Origin of the sequence: Pedobacter polaris (assembly GCF_005116505.1) — a bacterium.
GTDB lineage: Bacteria > Bacteroidota > Bacteroidia > Sphingobacteriales > Sphingobacteriaceae > Pedobacter > Pedobacter polaris.
In genome coordinates this window covers 516,632-536,352 of the sequence record NZ_SWBR01000002.1, presented here as the reverse complement: position 1 = coordinate 536,352, position 19,721 = coordinate 516,632, and the positions used below count along the sequence as shown (strand labels likewise).

Sequence of the window (19,721 nt, the reverse complement as noted above, 5' to 3'; positions counted from 1 at the left end):
GTCAAAAATACAGATTTAAGCTGATATTATTAAAAAACCTATCTTTACCAGGTGTTTTAGTTAAAGTCCGATCAAAGTCTTTTAAATCGTTTCTTCTCAAATAGGATGTACTTAGCTTAATACCTGCTTGGATTTGATTAAATAATGGAATGCTATAATCGATAACGATATTACCTCCAAATTTTGATGTAGTATTGTATGCATAATCATGATAAATTACATTTCTGGTAAATATGCCCTCATTAACTAAAAGTACATTAAAATCAGAATCTAAGAATTGATTATATAGTCCTGTTACACTGAATCCCCAATTATGATTATTTTTATTAGTATGATTTAAGCCGTAACTAATGGCATAATTTAACTGATTAAATCTGATATCATTCCCAGCAATCCCATCTTGCCTGCGTTCTTCATATTTTTTTAAGCCAACTCCAATATTGTGGATAAATTGGCTTTTTTTAATGGCTAATAATGCCTTTAAATTAGCTGTGCTATTACTATATAGGTAACTGTTTGCCAAATACTTATTCAAGAAATTATCGCCATCATTAGTTTGGTAACCTAACTCTATACTTAAGCTATTTTTTGCAATGTTCTTTAACCAAAAGAATTTATAATGCTCATTTATAATATTAAATTTTATGTATTCCGCGATTCCTTCATCGCTTCGGTAATTAAAGTTTTGCTTTTCTTTTATGGTTTGATAATTAAGATTAAGTTGTCCAATTTCATCATTTTTATAACTTAAATAAACATCTAATCCATTTCTGGTTTCATTGTTTTGGTACCTTCTATTGGTGTTAAATATTTCAGGCTCACCATACCCATTTATTAAGTAATTATTATATTCTGGAATAAGGTGCCCTTGAGAAACACTGCTATTTTTATAAGCAATATTTACTTTTTCAAGTCCATAACCATATCTGTAACCAGCGCCAATAGTTAAAGATTTTAAAATGTTATAAGCAATTGTACCTACTAAATTTAGTTGGTAGTCTCCAACATCACCTCTTGGATCATTAGTAGAATAATGGTTGCCGATTCTATAGTCAACACCTAAACCTATAGGCAAATTGTTTTTGACAAAATTTTTACTAGCTAAAGCTTTTAAATTATAAATAGCTCTTTGATAACTAACACTTTTAGGAGAGCCAAAATAATAAGAATTTGCAAGATTGTTTCTGGTTTCATGAGTAAAAGCCGTACTGTCTTCAACAATTCTGCGATAAGTAAACTGGCCCCAAATACTTATTGAATTTAATTGAGAGATTCCTTCAGTACTTAAATAAGTTTCATTTAATGAAGTAGCATTTTGAGCTGGTGTTAAATTGCCTTTTTCAAAATTATAGCCAGCGCTTAATTTATTGAATTTAGCAGGCATTAATGATTTTAGGTAGTATGGACTAGATTGAGCAAAATTATAGGCTATGTTTTTGGTCGAATCGGCAACAAAAGATTTACCATTAGTGCCAAGGTTAATTGTATCCTTTTTTTGTGCAAAAGCAGAAAAAACTGAACTTAAAAATAATAAAATATAAATAGGAGTGTGCTTCATTGTATGTTGTGCAGTATAGCTTTCAATTATTTAAATCCTCTTGGTATTGCAAGTGGCAGAAAGTCAAAATCTTCTGCAGAATTATTGGTGTCCTTTAAAATTCTTCTTCCGTTAACAATACTTTCTGTTTTTCTAATTACAGATTGTGATGAGTAAGCTCCATTAGGTGCATAAGTATAAAGTGCGTCTAATTTAGGCCCGAGTTTCTTAGGTACTCTTGCAGCGGCTGTATTTGGTTGGGTTTCTACAGCATCAATAATAAAGCTACTCGGAATTTGATAATATTTATCTGCTGTAGATGATGGAGGGGTAATAGATGGAAATGGATATTGATTTAGCTTTTTTATATCAACTGTACCTTTATTCTTAAAAATTACATAGCCCATTCTTCCAGGATTATCAAGAATTAAATCTGTTCCATTATAAGACAATACCTCAACATTAGGAACATTAGGATTATCGATATCAGATGCTAAAGGTCTTGGTAAAAATGGAGCATAGTAAGCTTCAAAATCTGCTCCGCTTAAATCTACAGTTAATGAAGGATCTCTTACTGTAATTGTTTTTCCATCGCTACCAACAAATGGTGCTTTGTGATTAATAGCTGTTTGAGCCAAAATTATACTTTCTCCAGGTTTAACAGGATATTGTTTTCCTGTTCCAGGAATCATTAATAGAGCTCTTGCATATATATAATCATTGTTGGCATCAATATCAGCTTGCATACCTTGTGATTTACTCCAATCATACTGACGGCTATTTACTTGTCTATGTACAGTTGTTCCTGTAAAATTTTGTACACCAATGGCCTCTGCAATGTACAAGCTATCGGCATATAATAGCGAATCAGAATTGTTGTGTATTTCTATAAATTGATCTCTAAATGTTGCTCCTGTGGTTGTATTAGAACCTGCATAATAAATCTGTTTAATTGCCCATGGACCTGTAGCTCCAGAAATAAGTTTCAAGTCTATTTTTTGGTTATCTTCAATTGTTATAGTTTTAGCCTTTTCTGATGCATTAAAAACTACTTCTTTATCAACCTGCTCGCCTGTTAATGCAATGTAATATAAAGCAGGAATCTTAATGGTTGCAGAAATGTCATACTCTCCTGGAGAGATAGAATCTAACTCAACAATACCATTTGCATTAGTCAAAAACTTCTGCTCTATATTGGTTTTAGTATTTTTAAACTTAACTTCAATTTGAGATTTAGGCAAAACTTTACCTAAGTCTGTGGATGAGTAAGATGTTAAAACCTGAAATTTTACAGGATGAATACCTGTTGTATCTTCTTGATACTTTTTACAAGCTGAAAAAATAATTGCAATTAATACAATAGATAGAAGTGTGAATGTTTTATTTTTCATATCCTAAAGTTTTATAGATAATTCTGCTCCAAAGGTTGGTGAGCTATTTGGGTATGTATATGAACCAGCTGTAGTTAAATAGTATGGCTGATAATTAAATACATTATAAACATTGAAAGCGAATTTAAAGCGCTTCTTGATTTCTTTAGCTATACTAAAATGATAATTTGATATAATTTTAGGTAAATCATTTGCCTTTTGCTCTTCTGGAGTAATATAAAGATGACCATAAGATGGATTAGTCTTGTCAAAATTAGTAATTGATGTGTACTGATTAGAGCGATTATAATATCCTAATGGAATTCGTGAACTTGCGGTATTAACGGTTTTGTTTAATAAATCAAATTCCGCAATGAATTGAATGACCAAGCTCAATTTTGGAATATGAGTTACACTTGTTATTCTTCCGTTACTAAAATATGCTTTTGTGTTGCGAGGTTCGTAAACACCGATATATGCGTATTCTGGATCTGTAGGTATCGTATTTGGAACTTTGCTACTTAAAATATTAGATATCGATTTATAGGCTGTTCTAAAAAGACCACCGCTTAAATTAAATGATGTTTTTATTTCATTAATTTCTGGAGTGTTCATAATAACCTCAAATCCTTGATTATCTGATGAAAGATCATTTTTAAATGTAAAATAATTGATTGCATATGGCTTTACCCCAATTTGGGATATAGTGGGCTTTACACCCGCATTTGTTGTAGCAGTATAAATTGGTAATACTATGCTTTGTAAGTTTTGAACGGTAGAAATACCACTCCTCGATTTTTTATTAAAAGCAGTTAGGGAAAGGTTAAACTTGTTAACCTTAATTTGTGCCGATAATTCTATGCTTTCACTTTTTGATGGTTTCAAACCAGCATTTGTTGGCTCATAGCGTTCTACATAAACCAGATAGGTACTTTCATTTACTTTTCCATTGTATGAATTTAATAATGGAATTTCGTAAAATGTAGGTCCTGGGTAGCGTTGAGCCAATCCTGGCGATTTGTATGATAGTCCGTACGCTACACCTAACCTAAATTTTTTACTTATTTCATAATTGATATTGGTTCTTGGTGAAAGTGAAGTATAACCATTTTGAATATCTGTCCTAATACCAGCTCTAACATTTAAAGGTTTGCCAAATAGACTTGCGGTAAACATATCTTCAACATAAAAACCTAGGTCTTTTTGTGCTATAGCTAACTTAAAATCATAATAACGTTCAGAACTTTCTGCTCCAATAGAACTTGTAGCTATTTTTGTTCCACTTCTTGGTTCATTTGGATCTATAGTTTGGCCCAATCCTTTATTTGCACTATAGCTAAAACTTGTTCCGAAAGAAAGATAATGCGCAATACTTCCTGTTTCAAATCCACCTGTAAGATCTAAGTTAGCACCGGCATTTACTGGTCTACCATCAATTAAAGATTTTGCTGTATAAACTCCTGTATCATATGTACCCTCATGTATTCCGGTGGTTGTTGCCGTTGTGTAAAGTACATAAGCATCATTCAGTAATTGTTCATTATAACTTACTTGATGCCCTTCTGAATACCTTAGATTAAAACCAATGTTTTTTAAAAAACCATTATTAAAGCGATAATTACTTCGGTTTGCTACGCTAAAATTCCAACTATCAAATCTAGTTCTAGTTCCTTTTTCATCATCTGGATCTTTTTTAATTCCGTCTAAGTTTCTGCCGTAATCTATGCTGAAGGTATTTTTTAGTTGATTTGTCTTACCAAATGAGTTTGTCCACATGGCATTTGTATTTACTCTTCGGTATGCTTTTAGTTTGTCGCGATTATCTTCAAATGAATTAACATAGTTAACACCAACATTCACTGCACCAAATCTAGGGCTGAGCTCAAAACCTTTAGAGAAACCATATGAGGTAGCATTATCTCTCAACTGCATGCGTACATAAGCAGGAGATTTACCAGCTTGACGTTCAATAATAACAGCTCCATCGGTTAAATCCCCATATTTAGCTGGTGCAATACCTGCAATAACTTCTATACTTTCAATGTTGTCGGCAGGGATTTGCCTTAAATCTGTACCTCCAAACGTATAATCTCCAGAATAGGATGTAGATGGTATGCCATTAATCACAGGTGATGGTGCGCCATTTAATCCGTAATTGCCACTAGTAACAAAAGATCGACCTTGTCCCCCAGCTCGCCCTGGATTAAAACTTTGCATGTTAGCATTATTACTAATTACATTCCCATCCATGATAATTGCAATACCAAAGGCATTATTTAATTCAAAATCTCCTTTCCCTGTTCTTGTAGGTTCATAGGCTGCTCTTAGATTTAAATTTTGAACTCGCTGCAAAGATGGTGGTTGTATTTTTCTATTTGGAATTTGGTTCAATAAATCATTTAAACTCAATGCAGGAGTTTGCTCAATAAGATCCCTTGTAATGATTAAAGATGAGTTTGTTGTCCCAGAATAATTTCTTTTAGCATTAATCTCGATGTTTTCTAAACTTAGATCAAGATTCTTTAAGGTAATGATACCCAGGTTATTCTCTCCAGTTTTAAATAGAACAGGGATTCTAAGTGTTTGAAAACCAATAAATGAAATCTGTAAAGTTAAACTTGAATTGGATTGTATGCCACCAACTTTAAATATGCCGTTTTTATCAGTTGTAGCATATTGATTTGTTTCTATTACCTTAACATTTGCAAGTTCTAAGGCCTCGCTTTTAATGTTTACTATTTTAGCGGTAATGAAATTATTTACTTGCGCACTTCCCCTGTGAGCAAATAATACGACGAGGAGTAAAATGTATAGCTGTTTCAATTTAGACTAATTCTAATTTGACGCAAAGGTGTAAAAAATACACTATATACGCAAGTTGTTTAGAATAATTCTAAGTAGTGGTAGTAGAAATTAATTGTCTTGTTTTAAATTGAAACCTAAGAAATAGTAGTATTGAAGCAGTTAATAGACCAAAAGTTAATCCGTACCAAATACCCTTAACGCCCAAATCAAAATAAAATCCTAAAATATAACCCAAAGGGATACCAATTACCCAATACGATAAAAAGGTTATGATTGTAGGAATATTTACATCGCCAATACCACGTAAAACTCCCAAACCAACAACTTGAGTGCCATCAAACAACTGGAAAAAGCCAGCGATAATTAGCAATTGAGCTGCTATCGCGATAACTTCTATATCCTTGGTATAAATGTATGGTAGGAGTGTGTTCGCCAAAACAAACAGTATTGCTGTAAATGTCATAAAAGCAATAACAACATGATAACTTGCTATTGCAGAACAACGTAAATCTGTAAAACTTCGCTGTCCTAAATAATTTCCGGTTTTAATGGTGGCCGATGAAGCTACACCACTTGCTATCATATAAGTAAAAGCAGCCAAATTGATTGCAATTTGATGAGCTGCTTGTGGAGCTGTACCGATAGTACCAATTATAATTGCTGCACCACTAAAAGCACTAATCTCAAAAATGTATTGCATGGCTACAGGAGCTCCAATTCTAATAATTTGAATGCTTCTAATTTTATCTATTGCATAAATCTTAAACTCCTTTAAAAAAATCTTGAAATTTCTAGACCTTAGCACATACATTGCCATCACAATTGCCATTAATGTTCTATCAATCAACGTACTTATGCCCACACCTTTAACACCCATCGGTTCGAAGCCAAACATTCCCTTCACCAGAATAATTCCTATAATAATGTTGAGGATGTTTCCAAAAATAGAAATGAGCATTGCTTGCAGCGTAAAACCTAAACCTTCTGCAAATTGCTTAAAGGTTTGAAAAATCATTAAAGGAACAATAGAAAATGATAGGTAACCAAGGTAAGGTTTAGCATGAAAAACAACATCTGGCGATTGACCAATATTATCGATTACTGCTAATGTGCCAAAATGAATGAGTGAGTAAAGAAATAGACCGGTAACGATATTGATAATTAGACTATTTGATAGGAGCTTGCCACATTCATTGTTATCTTTTCTACCATTTGCTTGTGCAATTAAAGGAGTTAAACCATAAGAAATCCCTAATCCTAAAACCAGCACTAACATAAATAGACTATTCACTAAAGAAACTGCGGCTAGTTGTGTAGTGCCAGCAAACTGACCCACAATAATACTATCGGCCATATGAACGGCCATATGCCCAATTTGAGAACCAACAATTGGTAAAGCAAGTATTAAATTTTCTTTGTAATAAGATTTATATTTGGTAAATAGAGTTTGAAACATACGCTTACAAAAATCGTATTTTTATTTGTTATCCTATGCTGTGGAGGACAAAAAATAATTTGAATTATTTTAGTTCTGCAGCCGTAAAATACTCTTCTTTTTCAGAAATATGGGGAAGTAAAACACCAGTTAGAATTAAACTAACAATAATTTTTTGGGCTTTTTTATATGCACTCCTTGTTAATTTACTATATTCTTTTAAAGTGATACGACCATGCTCTTCTAAATAGGATAGCAATTTTTTTTCATGTTCAGAGTAGGAGATGAGCTGACCAGCTTCGTTATTGCTCTCTTTTAAAACATCTACAATAATTTTGCTTGCTAAAACACTTTTATCTTTAACCCTAAAATAAACCCACCACTTTTTATTTTCATCCATTGCATAATGTGGTTTTATGTCGCTTTTGGGTATATCAACAACTAAAATCACTTTATCATCAATGTAAATCTCTTCAAATTTTGGCTCTAAAGCTGGTTTGCAAAATACGTGCGCAGCTTTTGTGATCATGTATTTCTCTTCATCTTCAGATTTTACACCCTTAATATTGCCATCGTCGGCAATGCCAATTAACAATTTACCACCTCTGTTATTAGCAAAAGCAACTAAAGTTTTAGCTATTTTTTCGCTACTGCTGATGGTTTTTTTGAAATCCAAGCTTACATTTTCGCCTTCTAGAATTAGTCTTTTAATGTTCATTGCTTCGGCTCTACATAATTAAATAGCAACTCGCTGTTTCTCTCCAGGGAATTTTGTCCTTAAATAAACTTCATTCATTACTGTTGCACATAACTCACCCTGTTTATTAAATAATTCCATAGGATACGCTTTTACAAATTTCCCTGTTTCTTTTAATGAAATTTCTGCCTCTGCAATCATTTCTTCAGTTATTTTTAAAGTAAAATACAAATTGGTTAATCCGGGTTTTAAATATTGGATTGACGCACTTTTTAACCAAACCCTTACTTTAAAGCCTCTGCGCTGCATTAATTGGTCAAATAAGATGGCGTAAAAGGGGTCAGTAGCGGCATAGATTGTACCGCCAAAAATAGAGCCATTATAGTTTCTGTTTAAAAAGCTATTACTAATTTTAACATCTACACCCAAAAACCCTGTATGGAATTTTTTAACCCAAATGCGCTGAAATAAAAGTGGTGGATATAAACACATTGCCCATTTAAGGGTGCTCTCGGAAACTATCATGATGTTTTAAATATCAGCAATACAATTGAGCTTTAAAAATTTTTAGTACATAAACCTGATAATCGAATTGTAAAACTATCTACATAAATTTTACAATTTTTTTATCATTATTTCGTTGCAGATGTAACGATTTAACTATCTGTTAACTTACTTTGTAACTCAACTATTTAGATAGACATATTTTGATTAAACTTCTCTCTTTTAAAAAATCCCTTGTTTTAGCTGTTCTTTATTTTTCTACTATTTCAATACTGTTCGCCCAAAAAACATATACGGTAAATGGGGTGGTAAGAAACTCGTCAACCGGAGAAACATTAATCGGTGCAAACGTAAAGATTAGTGGCAGTTCACAGTTAGGTACTTCTACAAATTCTTATGGCTTTTATAGCTTAAATCTGCCAGAAGGCAATTATAAATTCGAGGTTTCTTACATTGGCTATACCACATTAATTAAAGATATAATTATAAATGCCAATACAAAACAAGACTTTAGTATAGAAGAATTTAATAACCTTAGTGAAGTTGTAATTAGCATTGCCAAAAGGAATGAAAATGTAATTAAAGCACAAATGGGAGTTGAGAAGTTAAATGTTAAGGATATTCAGAATATTCCAGTACTATTTGGGGAGAAGGATATTTTAAAAACATTACAACTTTTACCTGGTATTAAATCTGCAGGCGAAGGAAATAGCGGTTTCTATGTGAGAGGTGGTTCTACAGATCAAAATTTAATTTTATTGGATGAAGCACCAGTTTACAACGCTTCACACTTACTTGGGTTTTTCTCTACTTTTAACTCTGACGCAATAAAAGATGTTACAGTTTATAAAGGTGGTATGCCTGCTCAGTATGGAGGTAGGTTATCTTCAGTATTAGATGTTAGAATGAACGATGGGAATAAAAAAACAACCACTTTTGAGGGAGGTGTTGGTCTAATCTCATCAAGGTTAAAAATTGAAGGCCCATTTGTAAAAGATAAAAGTTCGTTTATGATTAGTGGTAGAAGAACCTATGCAGATGCATTTTTGTCTTTAGCTCCTGATACTTCATTACGTGGAAACACACTATATTTTTATGATTTAAATGCCAAAGCTAATTACCAATTAGATGATAAAAATACGGTTTACCTGTCAGGATATTTTGGTAGAGATAAATTAGGATTGAGCAATACATTTGGTTTTAATTGGGGCAATGCAACCGGAACATTAAGATGGAACCATCTTTTCAGTAATAAGCTATTTTCGAATACCTCCTTTATAGTAAGTAAATATGATTATACAATAGAAAATCTTTTGAGTGGTAGTGAGTTTAAAGTGAACTCAAGTATTAGTGATTTTAATTTAAAACAAGATTTTACATTTGCATTGAATAACAAACATGAACTAAGGTTTGGGTTTGATGCTATTCATCATACCATCGCTCCAGGCCAAATCTCATCTCCAAGCACCTCTAGCGTAAACGAAATTAAAATTGAAAACAGAAAAGGAGTTGAGTTAGCTGCTTACATTTCAGACCAATACAACCTGAGTGATAAAATTAAACTTGTTTATGGTTTAAGAATTTCATCATTCTCACTATTGGGTGGAGGAAATTTTAAAACATTCGATATTGATGGCAATGAAACAAGTGCAACTTTTTACAAATCCAGCGAAATTGTTAAAACCTATTTGAATCTAGAACCAAGATTTTCGGCAAGTTTTCAAATAGATGATACAAAATCTATAAAAACATCTTATACTCGAAATGTCCAAAATTTGCACTTGATGTCTAATTCTACAGCTACATCGCCAACAGATTTGTATATTATGAATAGTTTAAATACAAAACCAGAGTTGGCCGATCAATTTTCTTTGGGCTATTTTAATAATTTTAAAGATAATGATTATGAGTTTTCTACAGAAGTTTACTACAAACCTATGCAAAACCAAATTGAATACAGAAATGGAACTGATTTAAGAGGTAACCAAAATGTAGAGGCAGATCTAATTTATGGCAAAGGAAGAGCTTATGGTATGGAACTATTCTTTAAAAAGAGATACGGAAAGTTTAATGGTTGGATAGGATATACGCTTTCGAAAACTGAAAGACAGTTTAATCAAATAAATAATGGCAACTGGTTTACCGCAAGGCAAGATAGACCGCATGATATTTCTCTAGTTGGGATTTATAAACCGGGCAAAAGATGGATATTTTCATCAACCTTTGTGTACAGTAGCGGAAATGCTGTTACTTTTCCAATAGGTAAATACAATATAGACGGACAAACAGTTTTTTATTACGGCGAGCGTAACGGCAGTAGGACTCCTGATTTTCATAGGTTAGATGTTTCTGCAACCTTAGAAGGCAAACCAAATAAAAAATTTAAATCGAGCTGGAATTTTGGTATTTATAACCTCTATAATAGAAAAAATCCATTTTCAATTGATTTCAAGGATAACCCTGATAATACTTCACAAACTCAGGCCGTGCAAACTTCATTATTTGGTATCATCCCATCAGTAACCTGGAATTTTAAATTTTAAACATGAAAAACTTATTTAAGAAATATTATATTTTATTGGTACTAATCCTTACCGTTGTATTTTCATCATGCGAGAAAGTTTTAGACCTGAAATTAGATAATACTGAACCTAAATTGGTTATCGAAGCCATTTTAACCGATTTAGATGTTAAGCACATCGTTTCGCTTTCTAATACTGCAAATTTTGATGCTAGCAATACAAAAATCCCAGTTTCTGGCGCTTTGGTAAGTATAAAGGAAGAAAACGGACCTACAATTATTTATACTGAACAAACTCCAGGTAATTATATTTCTACAAAATATAAAGGCATTCCAGGTAAAAAATATACAATTACTGTAGTTGCTAATGGAATTACTTATACGGCAACATCGGTAATGCCGTTAGCAGTACCAATAAAATCGTTAAATCAAATTGAGCTTTCGGCTTTTGGCGAAACGCGAAAGTTAGTCCAGGTTAATTATGATGACCCTGCAGGTGTAACCAATTTTTACTACAACAGGCTTTTTATAAACAACTTAAAAAAAGATCAATTTAATGTAGAATCTGATAGGTTTACTGATGGTAGAAATGTGAAGAACACAATCTTTATAGATGATCCTGATCTTGTTACCGGTGATAAAGTTAAAATACAGCTACTTACCATTGATGAAAATGTTTATAAATACCTTTTCTCTATTTCGCAGATAAGTGGAAATGGCGGGCCTCCAACAACTCCTGCAAATCCAAACTCTAACTTTAATAATGGTGCTTTGGGTTTTTTTAGCGCATCTACTTTTACAGTTGATTCGTTAACCATTAAATAAATTATTAAATTGCTGTATGTATATATATGATACCCTAACGGCTGCTGTAGCTGATTTAGAAAAAAGAGGTTACGAATATGATTTTAACCTGGCTCAAGACTGCATTGAATGTAAATCTTTAGACCTGCAGCTAATGCCCGAGGAATTTGAGATTGATGAATTTTATCGTTTCGAAGGAATGACAGATCCTGCCGACAGTTCGGTCATTTATGCAATCTCATCGCCAGTTGGCAATTTAAAAGGTGTAATTATTGATGCTTATGGCGCTTATGCGGAAAACATTTCTGCGGAACTGCTAGATAAATTAAAAGTCCATCACGATAATTAGTAATTGTCATTCAGAGCGCAGCGAAGAATCTAATGTATTAATTCTCAATTACAGACTTTCCAAAGTAAAAAAAGATTAACAAATCAATTTATATCCCATACCTCGTACATTTAAAATTTCAATTTGTAGATCTTGTTTAAGATGTTTGCGCAGTCTAGTAATAAAAACATCCATTGTTCTGGTGTTAAAAAAACTATCATCGCCCCAGAGCGTCATTAAAACCATTTTTCTATCGGTTAAGCCATTTTTGTTTTTGTACAGAAGAAAAAGTAGCTCAGATTCACGGTTCGAAAGTTTAATAATTTCATTATTCCAACATAGCTCTTGTTTATGGTAATTAAACAGGTATTTGCCAATAGCAATTTCGGCTACGTTTAACTCAACTTGCCTCATGCTTCTTTTTAATAATTCATCTATTCTTAAAAAAAGCTCTTCTAAGCTAAATGGTTTTTTAAGGTAATCGTTTCCTCCACTTTTATAGCCGTTGATCAGATCATCAGTTTCAGTTTTTGCCGTTAAAAATAGGATAGGAATATGTTGATTTTTCATCCTAATCTGCCTAGCCAATGTAAAACCATCTGTGTAAGGTAACATCACATCTAAAATAATTAGATCAAAATTACCATTTAAGAACAGGTTATATCCTTTTTTGCCATCTCCAGCATAGGTAACTCGATAACCTTTATGCTTTAGGCTGTCTTCTACTACCTTGGCAAGAAATGGTTCATCTTCTACTAAAAGGAGATTATTACTTTCTGTCATTTGGTAGGTTTATTAAAAATATACTTCCATTTGATTGATTATCGAAAACATTGATGTTGCCATGGTGTTGAATAATTACCTTTTTTACATAGCTTAATCCTAAACCATAACCTTTAACATTATGGATGTTTCCTGTAGGAATGCGATAAAATTGATCGAATATTTTATCCTTAAATTCATCTGCAATACCAGGGCCATTGTCAATTATACTTAGGTTAATTCCTTTTGAACTTATCTGTAACCTAACCTCAATTGTAGGGCTTTCTGATACGTTATACTTAGCAGCATTCTCAATTAAATTAACTATCGACCTTGATAAATGAATTTTATTTCCTTTAATGATGAACGTTTCTGAAACTGGTTGATATTTAACTCTGGTACGTTTCACTAGTTCTTCGTTACTGATAATATCTATTATCAATTCATTTAAATCTATTGTTTCATCAATTGTAAAAGTTGCAGTTTCCAACTTTGCATTAGCCAAAATCTCACTTGATAGGTCATTAAGTTTTTTGGTTTGGTAAAGGATGATATCTAAATATTTTTGGCTTGTTTCCTCATCAAAATTAAATTTTTGTAGTGCCTCTGCAGTAACTTGTATAGATGACAATGGCGTATTTATTTCATGTGTCATGTTACTAATGAACTGGTTTTTTATCGCAAGTAGTTTATATTGGTTAAATAATGTTTTAATAGTATAATAAAAACAAAACAAAGTAATTGCAATCAGTAAAAAAGAGGAGATAATGAGCCATTTCATTTCTCTTAAGTAATATTGACTAGGGTTTTCTAAACCAGCCCAAACTGAAGCATTAACATATGGTCTTCTAAATGCCGTATTAGTTTTATGCGTAAAGAAAACATTTGTATGTTTAGTGCTATCTAAATTAAGTTTAAACGAGGTTAATATTTGTCTTTTTGCTAACTCTTCTTTATAAATTCTTGTAAAATTAGTTTTATCAATCTTACTAGCGGAGAATGCTTTTTCAATCCTATGACCTAAACCTTGGGTGTAATAATGTACTGTAGATTGTTTTAAATCGCTTCTAACTATTTCAGCAAAGTGATCAATAAATCTTGTTTTTGCTTGGACTGTGATTTTACCTACCTTTTCCTTGTACGATGAAATGCCCATTGTAATTTTATCAGCCTTTTCATCAGCATAATAAGGAACAACATCTTCCATCGTAAAGGCAGTTTCGTGTTCTTTGTTAAGGGTATCGCAGGTTATTCTTATGATTGATGTATCATTCATCCACTTTTTTATAGTCAGCAGAAGTTGCTCTTTTCTAAGTAGCATTTCTTTATCAACTGCAACATCCAGTGCATTATTGGCATCTTTTTTAAAGTTTGCAACAACTGTTTGATAATTTTTATAGTTCCAATAGAGCTGTAATCCTGTAATGCCTAATACACAGCTACTCATCATGATCAAAACAAAAACAATCTTCTTTTGCATAAGCACAAACATAAGGCTCTAATGTTAAATTCAGAACTGAGTTAACACTAATTAACTTTGCTTTAACGGCAGTTAACTTTTAGGGTTTCTTTTTCATCCCAATTTTGTAGAAACAAATAAATTATGAAAAGAATAACAATATTGGCATTACTGCTTTTGGCATCATTGGTATATCCATCTTATGGCCAACAAAAAAAAGATTTGAAGATGGTTTCAAATTACGGAACTGATAATAAAGAATTATTGGATTTGTTTAGGTTCGAAAATATCGATTATTACAAAATAGATTTTACTGGAAGTGAACTTAAGGGTAAAACCTATATCATTACAGTTAAGGAAATTTGGGATGGTAAAACCAAATCAGAAAAAACTGTTTTTAACAGTAAAGATTTAGCTGAAGCTGGTTTAGATAAAGTAAAAGATACAACTTTAAAGATAAAAGTGATGTCTAAACTAACCCCAAAAAACAAACTAAAAGTAACTTTTGCATTTGATCGGTTTTCGAATACAAAAGAATATGACGCTATAGATAGTAAAGACTATAGCTTGAGAAATTTAGTAGATGAAAGTAAATTGCCAATAAGTTATGGAGAGAAATTCTATTTCATGGCCTACATTCTCCCATATAAACGCAAAGATGGTTCATCATCTTGGTGTGAAGTAGGTAGTAGCGGAAAAGATATTGAAAACTGGGGTAAGAAATTTGGAATTAAACACTACTTATTATTTGAAATGAAATTTGAATAAATTATTTGATGTTAAGATGAGAAAACCATTTTTCATTTGGTCTCGTATATCATTATACAAAACTTAAAACAGAAAATAAAATGAAAACAAAATTCTTAAGCTTAGCGATGGCTGTAGCAATTTTAGCTATGACTAGTGCATGTAATTCTACTAAAACAGATTCTTCTATGGGTGATACCACTTCAATGGACACCACCATGGCAGATACTACTATGGATGAAGCTGGAGTAATGGTTGGTGGTGCAATGATGGTTCCTTCTAAAAACATTGTAGAAAATGCAATGGGTTCTAGCGATCACACCACTTTAGTAGCTGCTGTTAAACAAGCAGGGTTGGTTGAAACTTTAAGTGGTACAGGACCATTTACTGTATTTGCTCCAACTAATGCAGCATTTGCAATGGTTCCTAAAGCAACTTTAGATGGTTTAATGAAACCAGAGATGAAAGCAGATTTAACTAAAATCTTAACTTATCATGTTGTTGCAGGTGCACTAAAAGCTGCAGATTTAAAGGATGGACAAGAATTAACTACCGTACAAGGTGGTAAATTAATGGTGTCTATTAAAGATGGTGTAGTGATGATAAATGGCGCAAAAGTTACTATTGCCGATGTAGTTTCTAGCAATGGTGTAACCCATGTTATTGATGGTGTATTAATGCCAAAATAAATTTCAGTAAATAATTAATTAATTTTAAAGCCTCTTTCATATTTTGGAAGAGGCTTTTTGATTCATTATTTTTTTTGTAGTTTAAGCCCACCAAACTAAACGTACTAATGGACCAAATTAACAAGCGAAATGTTGCGCTTATTATCACTGTGGCTGCTCTTGGCTATTTTGTTGATATTTACGACCTTATTTTATTTTCTATAGTTAGAGTTAAAAGCCTTAAAGAACTGGGAGTTGCCGATGCAGATTTACTAGATGTAGGTGCTACAATCATTAATAGTCAAATGTTTGGGATGCTGATAGGTGGGATTTTATGGGGAGTATTGGGCGATAAAAAGGGAAGGTTAAGTGTTCTATTTGGTTCAATCATTTTATACTCATTAGCTAATATTGCCAATGGCTTTGTAACCTCCGTTACTTGGTATACTATTATTCGTTTTATAGCTGGCGTTGGTTTAGCAGGAGAATTAGGAGCAGGTATTACGCTTGTTACTGAGAATATGAGTAGAGAGAATAGAGGCTATGGTACTATGATAGTAGCCGGTGTTGGTTTGTTTGGTGCTGTTGCAGCAGCCTTAATTGGCGGCCACTATACTTGGCAAATCAGTTATTTCATTGGTGGTGGAATGGGGTTGCTTTTATTATTCTTGCGTGTAGGTCTGGCAGAATCAGGCATGTTTAAAGAAGTAAAAGAAAGCGCATTTCAACGTGGCAATATGCTCATGCTTTTTAACAATAAAATTCGATTTAAAAAATATCTATGCTGCATTTTAATAGGCTTACCCCTTTGGTTTGTAGTTGGCGTGCTGATTACATTTTCACCAGAATTTGGTAAGGCTTTAGGTGCAACTGGCATTATAAACGCAGGAGAAGGTGTAATGTATTGTTATATCGGTATTGCAGTTGGCGATATTGTAGCAGGCTTTTTAAGTCAGATGCTAAAATCTCGGAAAAAGGTTATGCTTATTTTCTTGCTCTTAACAGCTGTTGCTATTCTGGTCTATCTTTATGCTTTTGGTTTAACTCCAAAAACATTCATTTGGCTAAGTTTATTTTTGGGCTTTGCATCTGGATATTGGGCAACCTTTGTCACTATTGCATCAGAACAATTTGGTACAAACTTAAGAGCCACTGTAACTACTACGGTGCCAAATTTTGTACGTGGTTCTTTGGTAGTTATTTTAATTGCGTTTCAGTTCTTTAAAGCTGAATTTGGCATTTTACAAGGAGCAATGATTGTTGGTTTTATTTGCTTAATCATCGCCTTAATAGCTTTAAGTCAATTAAAAGAAACTTTTAGTAAAGATTTAGATTACGTAGAGGTTTAATAGTTCACTGGTTCAGTAGTTCAATCGCAGTACGCTATACTCAATTCTCAATACGCTTACAATGTCAAAAAAACGTAATTCTAATTATTAGTTAATCATAAGCATTTCATTAGCCTTACCTTTGCTATATAATTTATATGAGGATGTTTAGGGACGAAGTAGCGTTAGCATACCAGCAAATACAAGATAGCATTTGTGAGGGATTGGTTCAGGCAGATGGAAAAGCAAAGTTTGAAGAAGAGCTTTGGCAACGTGATGGTGGTGGTGGTGGCCGAACGCGTGTAATGCAAAATGGCAATGTGATAGAGAAAGGCGGTGTTAACTTCTCTGCCGTTCATGGCAAACTTCCTGAAGCGGTAAAAAAGGCTTTTAATGTAGAGAGCGATGATTTTTTTGCAACTGGTGTTTCTATTGTAATGCACCCAGAAAATCCATTTGTACCCATTATTCATATGAATATTAGGTATTTTGAAATGGATGAGCAAACTCGATGGTTCGGTGGTGGCATTGATTTAACACCTCATTATGTAATCCCAACCGATGCTCGCTTTTTTCATCATCGTTTAAAGCAAACTTGTGATGAGTTTGATCCATCTTTTTATCCAAAATTTAAGGCAACTGCCGACGATTATTTCTACATCAAACATCGTGAAGAAACAAGAGGAGTAGGGGGCATATTTTATGATAGGTTAAAACCTGAAAGTACCAATCTAGATTTCAATCAGATTTTGGAATTTTCAAAAGCTGTTGGCAATACATTTTTACCAGTATATACAGAATTAATAGACCGTAACCGCGACCAAAACTATACCGAAGAGCATAAAGAATGGCAATATCTACGCCGTAGTCGTTATGCTGAATTTAATTTAGTTTACGATGCGGGTACAAAATTTGGCTTAGAAACCAATGGCCGCATCGAAAGTATTTTAATGAGTTTGCCACCAACTGCAAAATGGAATTATAATCCGCAAATTTTAGCAGAAAGCGAAGAAGAAAAAACGCTAAATTTCCTTAAAAAAGGAATTGATTGGGTTTAATAGATTTTGAAGCATTGATATTTGCGGATTTCAAATCCGCTTCATCTTTTAATTTGAAATGCGCTTCGTTAACATTTTGAAGAGCAATAGATTTTCTTAAAAAGTTAACTGGGTTAAATATAATTGTCACTCTGAGCCTGTCGAAGAGTAGAAAAACAAAGCCAGCGATTTTTTACTCTACGTCCCGCTATTTTCTTTTCAACCAACAGCAATGAAATGCTGTTGCTCACTACACTCTGAACATCATGCAATGCAGTTTCTTGCACAATTTTTTGTTCTCAAAACCTGATGGTAATGAGCACGAGCGAAGTGAGTAAAGTGTACAGCAGGGGCTAACTTTAATATGAGCTACTGTATTTGCTTTTCAAATTCTTCTAAAACATTCGATTTTGTTAGCTCCTGATCAATTTAAACTTACTAACATATTTAGCTAAAAGTCTTGGTAATTTTAATTACTAAAATAATTAGTATTATATTTGTTTGTCAATTTATGGATTTCGCAGATAAACATATCATACATATGGATCAAGATGCTTTTTTTGTTTCTGTAGAAATAAAAAAGAATAGTAGCTTGGCCGGACAACCAGTTATTATTGGCGGTATGTCTGATAGGGGCGTGGTGGCATCTTGTAGTTATGAAGCTCGTAAATTTGGAGTGCATTCGGCAATGCCAAGTAGAATGGCTCGTCAACTTTGTCCGCACGCTATTTTTGTTAAAGGCAGTATGGATGAGTACAGTAAATATTCGCATCAAATTACTGAACTTTTACAAGAGAAGGTGCCTTTACTAGAAAAGGCCAGTATAGATGAGCATTATATAGATATGACGGGAATGGATAAATTTTTTGGTTGTATGAAATTTGCGCATGAACTCCGTAAAGCTGTTTTAGACCAAATTGGCTTACCAATTTCCTTTGGCTTATCCATTAATAAAACCGTGTCTAAAATGGTAACCAATGAATGTAAGCCAAATGGAGAAAGACAGGTGGAAAAACTAGGGGTTCAATCTTTTTTAGATCCGCTTTCCATTAAAAAGATACCTGGCTTGGGCGATTCTACTTTCTTGAAATTGAGTGAAATGGGTGTCCGTAAAATACATACCTTAACACAAATTCCACAAGATTTAATGTTTAAAATATTAGGTCAGAATGGGTTAAGTCTATGGCAAAAGGCAAATGGAATAGATAATTCTCCAGTTATACCTTATCGAGAACAGAAATCTATAGGTAAACAAACCACTTTTGATAGTGATAGCATGGATATAGCTGGTATGAAAATCATTTTAACTGATATGATTACCAACTTGGCTTTTGAACTTAGGCAAAAACAGAAGTTAACAGCTTGCATTACTGTAACTATTCGCTATGCCAATTTCGAAACGGTTACGCAACAAGCAAAAATTCCATACACTTCGCTTGATAGTACGTTAATAGCCAAAGCAAAAGAACTTTTCGATAAACTCTACAGCAAACGAATGTTGTTGCGATTAGTTGGTGTAAAATTATCTCATTTAGTAAGCGGAAATGAGCAAATTGGCTTATACGGACCCTCAGAAAAAATCTATAACCTTTACCAAAGTATGGATAAAATGCGTTCTCGTTATGGTGTGGATGCTATTAAATTGGCAACTGTTATGCCTAATAAAGGCGAAGCTAAGAAATTATATAGGCGCCCTTGAGTTAATGGGCTATAGTCAAT

General features: G+C 33.1%; 16 protein-coding genes. 8 read left to right on the top strand and 8 right to left on the bottom strand.

The genetic code is table 11. The features are described from left to right. Position 1: 1 nt before the first annotated feature. From FA048_RS08495 to FA048_RS08470, 6 genes are all read right to left on the bottom strand, one after another. Positions 2–1,558, bottom strand: coding sequence for a DUF6850 family outer membrane beta-barrel protein (locus tag FA048_RS08495; protein WP_136839850.1), 1,557 nt, complete (start codon positions 1,556–1,558; stop codon positions 2–4). A gap of 26 nt (positions 1,559–1,584) precedes the next feature. Beyond that, positions 1,585–2,928 carry a DUF4876 domain-containing protein gene (locus tag FA048_RS08490; protein ID WP_136839848.1) on the bottom strand — a complete coding sequence of 448 codons (1,344 nt, stop codon included), beginning with the start codon at positions 2,926–2,928 and terminating at the stop codon, positions 1,585–1,587. Positions 2,929–2,931: 3 nt separating this feature from the next. Then, positions 2,932–5,730 (bottom strand): TonB-dependent receptor domain-containing protein, encoded by a 2,799-nt coding sequence (locus tag FA048_RS08485; RefSeq protein WP_136839846.1) that lies wholly within the window; start codon positions 5,728–5,730, stop codon positions 2,932–2,934. Positions 5,731–5,800: 70 nt separating this feature from the next. Beyond that, positions 5,801–7,168, bottom strand: a complete 1,368-nt coding sequence (locus FA048_RS08480; RefSeq protein ID WP_136839844.1) for an MATE family efflux transporter — start codon at positions 7,166–7,168, stop codon at positions 5,801–5,803. Between the two features lie 64 nt (positions 7,169–7,232). After that, positions 7,233–7,865, bottom strand: coding sequence for an AlbA family DNA-binding domain-containing protein (locus tag FA048_RS08475; protein WP_136839842.1), 633 nt, complete (start codon positions 7,863–7,865; stop codon positions 7,233–7,235). A gap of 18 nt (positions 7,866–7,883) precedes the next feature. Further along, positions 7,884–8,369 (bottom strand): PaaI family thioesterase, encoded by a 486-nt coding sequence (locus FA048_RS08470; protein WP_136839840.1) that lies wholly within the window; start codon positions 8,367–8,369, stop codon positions 7,884–7,886. Between the two features lie 182 nt (positions 8,370–8,551). Here FA048_RS08470 and FA048_RS08465 point away from each other — a divergent pair, with 182 nt between their 5' ends. From FA048_RS08465 to FA048_RS08455, 3 genes are read left to right on the top strand one after another with little or no spacing between them, the layout of a single operon-like run. Further along, complete coding sequence (locus FA048_RS08465) at positions 8,552–10,891, top strand: TonB-dependent receptor (RefSeq protein ID WP_394347486.1); 2,340 nt, start codon at positions 8,552–8,554, stop codon at positions 10,889–10,891. Between the two features lie 2 nt (positions 10,892–10,893). After that, entirely contained in the window at positions 10,894–11,694 is an 801-nt protein-coding gene (locus tag FA048_RS08460) for a DUF4249 domain-containing protein (protein WP_136839838.1), read from the top strand. A gap of 16 nt (positions 11,695–11,710) precedes the next feature. Further along, entirely contained in the window at positions 11,711–12,022 is a 312-nt protein-coding gene (locus tag FA048_RS08455; RefSeq protein WP_136839836.1) for a phosphoribosylpyrophosphate synthetase, read from the top strand. 75 nt (positions 12,023–12,097) lie between these two features. On the opposite strand, the gene FA048_RS08450 is transcribed toward FA048_RS08455, so the two are convergent. Both FA048_RS08450 and FA048_RS08445 read right to left on the bottom strand, forming a co-directional pair. Then, positions 12,098–12,784, bottom strand: a complete 687-nt coding sequence (locus FA048_RS08450) for a response regulator transcription factor (protein ID WP_136839834.1) — start codon at positions 12,782–12,784, stop codon at positions 12,098–12,100. Beyond that, on the bottom strand, positions 12,771–14,243 hold the full coding sequence (locus FA048_RS08445) for a sensor histidine kinase (protein WP_169306839.1): 1,473 nt from the start codon (positions 14,241–14,243) through the stop codon (positions 12,771–12,773). Before FA048_RS08445 ends, FA048_RS08450 begins: the two co-directional genes overlap by 14 nt. 123 nt (positions 14,244–14,366) lie before the next feature. Between FA048_RS08445 and FA048_RS08440 the strand changes: the two genes are divergently transcribed. The 5 genes from FA048_RS08440 to dinB all read left to right on the top strand — a co-directional run bounded on the left by FA048_RS08440 (position 14,367) and on the right by dinB (position 19,701). Then, on the top strand, positions 14,367–14,990 hold the full coding sequence (locus FA048_RS08440) for a hypothetical protein (protein ID WP_136839829.1): 624 nt from the start codon (positions 14,367–14,369) through the stop codon (positions 14,988–14,990). Positions 14,991–15,070: 80 nt separating this feature from the next. Further along, on the top strand, positions 15,071–15,658 hold the full coding sequence (locus tag FA048_RS08435; protein WP_136839827.1) for a fasciclin domain-containing protein: 588 nt from the start codon (positions 15,071–15,073) through the stop codon (positions 15,656–15,658). A 107-nt stretch (positions 15,659–15,765) separates the two neighbouring features. Further along, on the top strand, positions 15,766–16,986 hold the full coding sequence (locus tag FA048_RS08430; protein ID WP_136839825.1) for an MFS transporter: 1,221 nt from the start codon (positions 15,766–15,768) through the stop codon (positions 16,984–16,986). Positions 16,987–17,129: 143 nt separating this feature from the next. Continuing rightward, positions 17,130–18,023 carry an oxygen-dependent coproporphyrinogen oxidase gene (gene hemF, locus FA048_RS08425; RefSeq protein ID WP_136839823.1) on the top strand — a complete coding sequence of 298 codons (894 nt, stop codon included), beginning with the start codon at positions 17,130–17,132 and terminating at the stop codon, positions 18,021–18,023. Between the two features lie 490 nt (positions 18,024–18,513). After that, positions 18,514–19,701: a DNA polymerase IV gene (gene dinB / locus FA048_RS08420; protein WP_136839821.1), complete on the top strand. Its 1,188-nt coding sequence runs from the start codon at positions 18,514–18,516 to the stop codon at positions 19,699–19,701. Positions 19,702–19,721 lie beyond the last annotated feature (20 nt).